Source organism: Tistlia consotensis USBA 355, assembly GCF_900177295.1.
In the GTDB taxonomy this organism is placed as follows: Bacteria; Pseudomonadota; Alphaproteobacteria; order Kiloniellales; family DSM-21159; genus Tistlia; species Tistlia consotensis.
Map to the genome: position 1 here is coordinate 168,156 of NZ_FWZX01000009.1, position 8,413 is coordinate 176,568.

Here is an 8,413-nt window from a genome sequence, read left to right on the forward strand (position 1 = left end):
CCCATGGTCCGCCGATCGAATCGCCTGCCCTTCGGCCCGACCGCGCTCCTCCTTGCCGTCCTGCTGGCGGTCCTCTCCGCGCCCGGCGGCGAGGCAGCCGCCCAGACGGTTCCCGAAATCGGCGCAGGTCTCGGCACCGCCTATGGCTGCCTGCCGTTCGTCGACCTCTCGCAGGGGCTCGTGGTGCCCCGGCGGCGCAGCTGGAACGACCGGCAGCTCGGCGGCTGCGAGCCCGATCGCCAGCGGGCGCCGATCGCTCTCGAGGCCGGCGGTCCTGCCTGCAGCTGGCGGGCGGTTTCGTCGAAGGCCGACGAAGCGGCGGCGGACGGGGATCTCGAGAGCGCCAAGCCGCCCGCTGCCGTGCCGCGCTCTCGCTTCGGCTGGACGACGGCCGACGGCGTCTTCGTCGACGTCACCGGATGCCGCGACTCCGGCTCGCCAGCCCCCTTGACCTGGACCGAGCGGGACTGTCCGCGGCGCGACGACTGGCAGGCGGGCAGGACCTACCTCTGGCGCCGGGCGCTCGCTGCCGACGGCAGCGTCGTCCTCGGCTGCCGGGAGGGTGCCGCAGCCCTCGTGCTCCAGCACCGTCGAGAAGCCTGCGCGCCGCTCTGGCCCTTCGGCCAGGGCCCGGGAAAGCTGCAGGTCCTGCAGGAGAGGGTGGTCGCGAGCGACGGCACGCTGACCCTCATGATCCTGGACTGCCAGCCCTCCGGCCTCGAGATCGACAGCGGCGACAACGCCGGCAAGCGGGTGCTCGCGGCGGACGGACGGATGACGGGCGATGCCCTCGGCCTCGACCTGGTGCAGAAGACCGCCCCTTGCGAGGGCCGCTTCCTGGGCGACCTCCACGCCCGGGTCAGCTATCCCGGCCGCGAATGGTGGCTGGGCGGCAACGGCAAGGAAGGCCGGGAGGGCTACCTCAAGCTCACCGAGTGCGTGCCGGACCCCGACCCCGAGCGCATGCTGCCGATCCTGGAGCGCCCGGCCGGCTGGCGGCACGACCCCGCCGTCCGGGCATCGGAGCCGCTCGTCCAGCTCGTCGGTTTCACCGGCCCGGCGGACGACCAGGGGATGGCGATCGGCGCGCCCTTCGCCGAGCCCGGCCGGGCGCTTGCGTGGCAGCACGCGGGGTTCCAGACGCAGGCCACGGGACAGACGGTCAGCCTCGGCTGCTGGCGGATCGCCCTGCAGCGCCGGTTGGAGAGCTGGCGCCTGCCCGACGGATCGACCCGTCTGTTCGACGGCGGTCCGGCCGAGGCGGTCGTGGCCGGCGGGTGCGGTAGCCAGAGCAAATGGTGACCAGAAGGGATCGCGCCTCGATTCCTTCCGGTCACCATTTGCTCTATTCCAAGGGCTTGGGCCGGATTCACGTGGTCGGGGGATCCACCGGTGGATCCAACCGATCACGATCCGATCCAGGGTCCGCAGCGCTGCGCTCGGGTCGGCCAGGCGACGCAATCCGAGCGGTGGAGGCTTTGGCATGACCGTCGCGAAGTCTTCGGCCGAGGCGGCCAATCCCGCGGTCGCTCGGCTCCTGGCCCCGCTCGGCCGCTGGCTGGGCGCCGGCGACCGCGTCATCGAGATCCAGGTGAATCGGCCCGGAGAGGCCTGGATCGAGCGCGAGGTGGCGGCCGACGGCCGTGTCACCAGCCGGTTCGAACGGGTCCCGGTCCCGGAGCTCACCAGGCAGTGGGCGGAGAACCTCGGCCACGTGCTCGCCAACGTCCGCAGCCTGCCGTTCTCCGCCGAGCGCCCCAGCCTCGCCGTGCTGCTGCCCGGCGACCACCGGCTCCAGCTCGTCACCGGCAAGTACGTCGCGTCGGGCGTCGCGCTCTCGATCCGCGTCCATCGCAACCGACGCTACGAGCTGGAGGCCTTTGGCCTCGAGGGCGAGGAGCTCGAACGACTGCGAGACCTGGCGCGCAGGCGCGGCTCCATCGTCGTCTCCGGGCAGACCGGCACCGGCAAGACCGCCTTCCTGAACGCCCTGCTCCGGGAGGTCCCTGGCGAGGAGCGCATCGTCACGGTCGAGGACGTGCGGGAGCTGGAGGTGCTCCAGGCCAACAACGTCGCCCTCCTCGTCGGCCGGCTCGCCACCGGCGGCGACCTCGGCTACCGGGAGATGATCGACGCCGTGACCCGTCTCCGGCCCGACCTGGTGGTCGGCGGCGAGCTGTCCGTCGATTCCGCGGCGGCCTACCTCCGCCTCCTGACGCTCGGGCACGGCGGCTTCATGACGACGCTCCACGCCGATTCTCCGCTGGCCGCCTTGGTCGCGTGGCGTCGCAACGTGGAGCTCGGCAGCAACAGCGCGACCGGCGGCCCGGCCGTGCTCCAGCTCCTCGCCCGTGCCCTGGATGCCGTCGTCCAGCTCGACCGCGTGCGGGGCGAGCGCCGGGTGACCGAGATCGCCTTCCGGCCGGCCGGCGGCACCCTCGAGGTCGATTGGGAGCGCCTTCTGTGAGCGCGCAGGACCTGGCCGACCCGGGCCGGCGCGATGCCGGCGCGCCGCCGCAGCCGGCCGGACCGCGGCTGCCGCGCGGCGCCGAGCGGGCCCACCGCTCGGTCGACCTCCTGCCGAGCCTGAAGCGGCACCGCCCGGAGATCGCGCGCGGCCTTGCCAAGCTCGCCGTGGCGCCGGGCCCGGCGCTCGAGGCGATCGAGCGGCGGCGCCGGCAGGAAAAGCTCCAGCGCTCGAAGCTCAGCCTGCCGCTTGCCGTGATGGCCCGGCTCGAGGCGATGCAGCGGGAGTTCGGGCTGCCGCTCTACCTGCTGGTCAACGCGGCCCTCTATTACGCCGCCGGCGACCCGACCTCGCCGCTCTATCGGCGAAGGGAACGAGACTGACCCTGGCAGTGGCGTATGACGGGTCGAACGGTCCCCTCTCAGAGAGGGGAGACGGCGACACCGGCGACCGCGGATCCTACAGCGCGAGCGCCTTCTTGAGATCGTCGTGCTCGAAGGCGCTGCCCATCCGCTCGATCTCGGCCTTCCTCATGCCGACGGTGCGGGCGATCTCCCGCCAGGTCGCGGTCGCCGTGGCGACTTCCTTCACGATCGCCACGGCCTCCTTGCCGTCGATGCCGAAGTACTCAGCCGTCGACAACACCAGCTCCAGGTCGCAGGTGCCGTCCTCCAAGTCGATGCTGGTGCTGAGGACCCGTTCCTTCACGTCGGTCGGGACCGGATTGAGATCGTAGGCCGGCGACAGCGACCAGCCGCCCTGACCGCTCCAGAGAAAGCCGTGGTTGCGCAGGTGATCGTCGACGTTCGAGACGAGGACGTTGAAGGTCATGCGCCGGAAGATCTCGGCGGCATCCGCTCGCGCGTTCGCCCCGTGCCGGCCCAGGAGATCGACCAGTTCCGGGTAGCTGCCCCTCTCGCCGTCGGCCAGCCCCATCATGGAGAGGGCTGACAGGAAGGGAATGCGGCCGGCTTCGCCACGGTCGAAGCGTCGCGAGAGCAGCACCGGCTTGCCGTCTACCTCGACCAGCTGGTGCTCCGCCGTCCGGATGCCGGCGCGCCCGGCCAGGCGCAGGGCGACTTCCTCCCAGGACTCGATGCCGTACTCGTCGCCCTCCTTGGGAAACTTGGCGATCGCAAGCCGCCCATGCTGGTCGAGGACCGAGGCCTTGGGCCGTGCGCCGCCGAGAGAGGAGCCTGGCGCGAAGATCATGCGCAGGTCCTCGTCGGTCTCCTCGTTGCGCAGGATCCGCTCCGTCACGCCCAGCAGCCGGCCGAGCTCGATCGTCCTCGGCACGCCTTCGGCGACTGGCGCCTGGAATGCCTCTTCGTCCCTTCGGCGGAACCGGAGCGCCCCGAGGCGGGAAGCGTCGGCGACGCCGAGCAGGTAGTCCGCTTCCGACAGGGCCCTGAGGGCCCTGCCTTCGCGTTCGGCGAGCCGCCGCTCGGCCCGACGCATGAGCTGCCGACCCCAGCTGTCCGGCGCCGAATCGCCGATCGAGCCGAACATGGCCCGGTCGCCGGCGGGCGCATGGGCCCCTCGGCCGAGCACGAGCGCCGGCTCCAGGGAGAAGCGCCCGTCGGCGGCCAGCCAGTCCTCGTGGTACTCGAACACGACGGCCTCGCCGCCGCGCCGGGCCTGCCGGCGCAGCGTGCCGACCCGCCGGGTCTGACCCGCGAGCTCGATGTGAACCTCGACGTCGCTCATGCCTCGTTCCGGGGCAACCGGACCCTCCTCGGCAGGTTCTCGGCGATGAAGCCTTCCCCGATCTCGTCGCTGCCGGGTGCGGCCAGGTCGGCCAGGCGGTCGAGGAGCCCGAGGGCATTGAGGACCGCGGCATAGATTCCGACGCCGACGGCGGGGTCTCCCATCTCGATCTTCTGGAGAGTCTGCCTTGTCGTGAAGGCACGATCCGCGACGATCTTCATCGGCAGGCGCCGCTTCAGCCGGGCCGCCTTGAGATCGCGGCCCAGCCCGCGCAGGGCTCTGCGCACGCCGATGCTCGTTTGGTGAGGGGCTGGCATAATGTGAGCTTCCTGCGACCTTAAGCCGGTTTAACGTCAACGGAAGATAACATTATGCGAGGGCTGTTCAAGAGCTGTCTGTGCTTGAGCAGCGAAGAAGTCGGACCGGGCAGGCGACCTCGCCGCTCCACCGGCGCAAGAGTCGGGATTGATCGGAGCTGAGGGCAAGGGACGCATCGGACCTCCTTGCCAGGCGCCATTCGACGCCTATATAGTCGTCATATGACGACAGGCAAGGAGGCCGCCATGACGATGATCGATGCCTACGCCCGGCCGGAAACGGTGCCGGCGAGCGAGCCGGCGCGCCTCGCCCTGCTGCTCGCGCTCGCTGTGCCGCCTGATTTTGACGACGTCGCGCTGGCACGGCGGGTGACCGAGGGCCTGCCGGTTAAGTGCGTGACCGCCATGGCCCGCATTCTCGGCAGATCCCGTGTCGTCGGGCCGATCGTGCCGGAAGCCACGCTGCGCAGGGTCCGCAAGGCAGGAAAGCCGCTTTCGCGAGAGCACAGCGGGCGGCTCTACGAGGTGAGTCGAGTCATCGATGCCGTCGGCCGTGCTTTCCACGGCGATTCCGAGCGCATCAAGGCCTTCCTTGGCCGTCCTCACCCCCTGCTGGATGGCGAGACTCCGTTTGATCTCGCCTGCTCGAGCTCGGCCGGGGCCGACGCCGTCCTCAATCTGCTTCAGCGCGCCGAGGCTGGCGTCGCCCTGTGACGCCGCGCCTGCTGCCCGATCCGCTCAAGGCCTACCGGATCGGCGATCCCGCAGGTGCACACCCTGTCTTCTCCGCCGAAGGGGCCCGCCGCACGCAGGGGCGTTGGCACGACAGGGGCGATGCGGTCATCTACGCTGGCGAACACTACTCGACGGCCATGCTGGAGACCCTCGTGCACTGGAACGGCATTCTGCCGCCGAACCAGCACTTCGTCGAGATCACCTTGCCGGCCGGCCTGACCTACGAGCTGGTGACTGCAGACATCCTGCCCGGCTGGCATCAGCCGGGCGGCGAGGCCGCCCGGCGCTTCGGCCATCGCTGGTACGCAGAGCAGCGCAGTGCCGTGCTGATGGTGCCCTCCGTGGTCGCCCGGGTCGAGCGCAACGTCGTGATCAACGCCGCGCACCCGGAGTTCCAACGAATCAGCTGCGGCCTCGAAACACCTGTTTGGTGGGATCAGCGTCTGTTCCGCTGACGTTTGGAGTGCTGAGCGCGCGCGAGCAGCAACGTTGGCGCGCCGGAGACGGTCCCGCGGCCCTAAGGCTTCTTGGCCGCCGGTGTCATGATCGCGGATCATGATCGGCCGCCAGCAGCGCGACGATGGCGCCCGCCGTGCCGCCCGTGCCTGCGCGGCGCCGCTCGGCCCGGGCCGCGAGCCAGCGCTGGAGGAGATAGAGCGCGGTCAGAGGCAGCACTGCCGAGATCATCTCCTGTCCACGGAATTCCGAGGACAGGAGGACGCCGGCGCACGTTGCGGCCAGCAACAGCAGCGAGCCTCGACGGACGCTTCGGGGCTCGCAGCGGTCGGCTTCGCAGGCGAGACAGCCACCGGGCGAGGCCAGCGTGTAGGCCGTGCTGACGAGAAGCACCATCAGAAGCCAGGCCGTCTCGCGCAGCGTCAGCAAGGCCCCGGCGAGTCCAGGCACGACGATGCCGAAGCCGAGGTAGAGGGCGAAGCTGGCGCCGACGATGACCATCTGGAGGTTGCCGCCGAGCAGTAGCGGATTCTGCGGGCTGCGGCGTCGAAGCAGGAGCACCAGCACGACCGCGGCGATGCCGCCAGAGACGAGGAAGCGCAAAGCGTCCGTCGCGCCGACGTGAGTGCATAGCCCGAAGGCGATCACCGGGAGGCATTCGAGTGTGCGCACCGGAAGCAGGTGCACATCGCCCGGTCGCGAGCCGCGGCTTTGCGGCATAGTGGGCTCCTTGGAATGCGACGCGCCGATTGGCGCAATATTAGCGCAGCTCCTGACGTCAGGGGTATTTTCAGAATTTACCGTAATGAACATTATCGGCATACCTATCTCGCAGCCGGCTGCTGGGTCTTCACTGCAGGCGATCGCCGTTGCCCGGCTCCTGCCGGCCGAGCTCGACGACGGCGGCCAGGATCCTCTTCCAGATCCTGCAGCCGCCCAGGTCACCCACCGCGAGGAGCGTGTCGGCCCGCTGCGCGGCGACCAGGCCGGCCTCGTCGCCATGCTGGCGGACCAGCAGCCAGGCGGCGCGGTAGGTGTCGAGGTCGGAGGTCATGCGAGGCATGTTGGACGGAGGGCGTGCCGACGGCAACGGGCTGGCGGCTGTGCGCCAGAAGCGAACAACGGTCTCACAGCTAAGCTAGAAAATCGATAATCCGCTCAATCTGATCTGGATCTACAGGTGGAAATTGCCCTTCGTCGCCACCAAGGTTCAGACACTCTGCAACTTCGGGCAGTTTGAGTAAGGCGGGATCGATACGGACGACACGCCGCCGAGCACCATGCAGCCTCGGGTATTCTTCTTGCAGCCATGAGTTGACGTGTTGATCACCGGCGCCGTAGCCGGCCACAAGCACTCGCGGGCACGCCTGAATCGTGTTGATGAAGGCATTGTAGTAATAGCCGAATGGCACACAAGCTCGCGTCATCCAACGATCTTTGCCGTCGCCCGCGATGATCGGTGTGGGTTGTGCGATGCCTCTCGGCGGATGAAGCAGGACTTGAAGCCCGCGGATTGGCTGGCCATATCGAACGACCTCCCCCTCCATTGGCGGGTTGGGACTGGGCCGTGGGAAGCCGAACCGGACGCTGCCGTGTAGGTGCATCAAGACGGCGGAGTGTTGCGCCGATTGCTGAGGGAAGCCAGCAAGATCGAACGTTCCGGCATGGTTGGCCCTAGCTGGCGCACTGAAGCCATCGTACCAGTCGCCAGCACGATCAATGAGGTCGTCGTAGTTGAGCGTGACGACAGTAAGGTCGAAGATTGCGCGCAGTTGGTCGAAGAAATTCCTCAGCGCATCTGGCGAAGCCTCAGTTGTACGGCTGATCACGAAATCCTTGATTCGGCCGATTACTTGGGTGCGAGCCGACAGAAAGCTCGTGTCGGCGACGGGTGCGAAGTCAGGCAGGTAGTCCGCGAACGCTGCGAGGTAGCCGCCGATACACGACCACGCCGTAGGGTGGCCCTTGCGAACGCTGAAGTCATCCAGTTCCTCGAGTGCGGCCAGTACAGTTTCAAAATTGAAGTTTCCTTCGGTCCTTTGCGCGCGCAAGCGATTGACGACCGAGCGAATGGGTTCGTCACCGATCCCGAATACGAGATCGTCAATATCTCTCGTCGAAGGGGAGCCCGCATGGAGGGTTGAGCCCGCACCAAGAATCACGAGAACACGCGGCCGCGGCGAATTGTGGACCATCCTTGCATCTCTCATAGGAGCAATATAAACGCGCAGCTGGTCCGCCCCTATACCTGATACTCACCTCATCCCATCGCGGTGGGCCGCCGATGCCAGCGTCCGCTTTGGGTCCTGGCTGTGTGAAAACGCGTCGGCTGCTACGATTCCTCGTCGGATCCGACGGGGGCGGTGATGAGGCGCTTTGTCGAGGGTGTGGATCGCAATCAGTCGACACTGTTTCCGGAAAGCCTCGAAGATTGGGTGCACCAGGATAATCCGGTTCGGGTGATCGATGCTTTCGTCGAGGAGCTGGATCTCGCCGCGCTGGGCTTCGGCGGTGTCGATCCTGCGGCGACTGGACGGCCGAGCTATCATCCTGCGGTGCTGCTGAAGCTCTACGTCTACGGCTATCTCAACCGGGTCCAATCGAGCCGGCGCATCGAGCGTGAGGCCGGCTGCAATGTCGAAGTGATGTGGCTGACCGGGCGGCTTGTGCCGGATCACAAGACGATCGCCGATTCCCGCCGCGACAACGGCGCGGCGATCCGCAAGGTCTG

11 protein-coding genes are annotated in these 8,413 nt (G+C 68.3%); 6 read left to right on the top strand and 5 right to left on the bottom strand.

Annotated features, from left to right (window positions below):
- Nucleotides 1-3: 3 nt before the first annotated feature.
- From B9O00_RS33065 to B9O00_RS13525, 3 genes are all read left to right on the top strand, one after another.
- Nucleotides 4-1,302 (top strand): hypothetical protein, encoded by a 1,299-nt coding sequence (locus tag B9O00_RS33065; protein WP_159460213.1) that lies wholly within the window; start codon nucleotides 4-6, stop codon nucleotides 1,300-1,302.
- A 181-nt stretch (nucleotides 1,303-1,483) separates the two neighbouring features.
- Nucleotides 1,484-2,467: an ATPase, T2SS/T4P/T4SS family gene (locus B9O00_RS33070; protein ID WP_159460214.1), complete on the top strand. Its 984-nt coding sequence runs from the start codon at nucleotides 1,484-1,486 to the stop codon at nucleotides 2,465-2,467.
- Complete coding sequence (locus B9O00_RS13525) at nucleotides 2,464-2,850, top strand: hypothetical protein (protein WP_085123200.1); 387 nt, start codon at nucleotides 2,464-2,466, stop codon at nucleotides 2,848-2,850. The genes B9O00_RS33070 and B9O00_RS13525 overlap by 4 nt, the downstream gene beginning before the upstream one ends.
- 76 nt (nucleotides 2,851-2,926) lie before the next feature.
- On the opposite strand, the gene B9O00_RS13530 is transcribed toward B9O00_RS13525, so the two are convergent.
- Both B9O00_RS13530 and B9O00_RS13535 read right to left on the bottom strand, forming a co-directional pair.
- A complete protein-coding gene (locus tag B9O00_RS13530; RefSeq protein ID WP_085123201.1) occupies nucleotides 2,927-4,174 on the bottom strand; it encodes a type II toxin-antitoxin system HipA family toxin in 1,248 nt (415 codons plus the stop codon).
- On the bottom strand, nucleotides 4,171-4,491 hold the full coding sequence (locus tag B9O00_RS13535; protein ID WP_085123202.1) for a helix-turn-helix domain-containing protein: 321 nt from the start codon (nucleotides 4,489-4,491) through the stop codon (nucleotides 4,171-4,173). The genes B9O00_RS13530 and B9O00_RS13535 overlap by 4 nt, the downstream gene beginning before the upstream one ends.
- Nucleotides 4,492-4,737: 246 nt before the next feature.
- Here B9O00_RS13535 and B9O00_RS13540 point away from each other — a divergent pair, with 246 nt between their 5' ends.
- Entirely contained in the window at nucleotides 4,738-5,205 is a 468-nt protein-coding gene (locus B9O00_RS13540) for an Xre family toxin-antitoxin system antitoxin (RefSeq protein WP_159460215.1), read from the top strand.
- Nucleotides 5,202-5,681 (top strand): RES family NAD+ phosphorylase, encoded by a 480-nt coding sequence (locus tag B9O00_RS13545; RefSeq protein WP_085123204.1) that lies wholly within the window; start codon nucleotides 5,202-5,204, stop codon nucleotides 5,679-5,681. The genes B9O00_RS13540 and B9O00_RS13545 overlap by 4 nt, the downstream gene beginning before the upstream one ends.
- A gap of 85 nt (nucleotides 5,682-5,766) precedes the next feature.
- Here B9O00_RS13545 and B9O00_RS13550 read toward each other — a convergent pair whose 3' ends face one another.
- The 3 genes from B9O00_RS13550 to B9O00_RS13560 all read right to left on the bottom strand — a co-directional run bounded on the left by B9O00_RS13550 (nucleotide 5,767) and on the right by B9O00_RS13560 (nucleotide 7,877).
- Nucleotides 5,767-6,402, bottom strand: a complete 636-nt coding sequence (locus tag B9O00_RS13550; protein WP_085123205.1) for a hypothetical protein — start codon at nucleotides 6,400-6,402, stop codon at nucleotides 5,767-5,769.
- Nucleotides 6,403-6,532: 130 nt separating this feature from the next.
- Nucleotides 6,533-6,736 (bottom strand): hypothetical protein, encoded by a 204-nt coding sequence (locus B9O00_RS13555; RefSeq protein WP_085123206.1) that lies wholly within the window; start codon nucleotides 6,734-6,736, stop codon nucleotides 6,533-6,535.
- A gap of 79 nt (nucleotides 6,737-6,815) precedes the next feature.
- Nucleotides 6,816-7,877, bottom strand: coding sequence for an SIR2 family protein (locus B9O00_RS13560; protein ID WP_159460216.1), 1,062 nt, complete (start codon nucleotides 7,875-7,877; stop codon nucleotides 6,816-6,818).
- A 171-nt stretch (nucleotides 7,878-8,048) separates the two neighbouring features.
- On the opposite strand from B9O00_RS13560, the gene B9O00_RS13565 reads away from it, so the two are divergent.
- On the top strand, nucleotides 8,049-8,413 hold a 365-nt coding region (locus tag B9O00_RS13565; RefSeq protein ID WP_143596230.1), incomplete at its 3' end, for a transposase.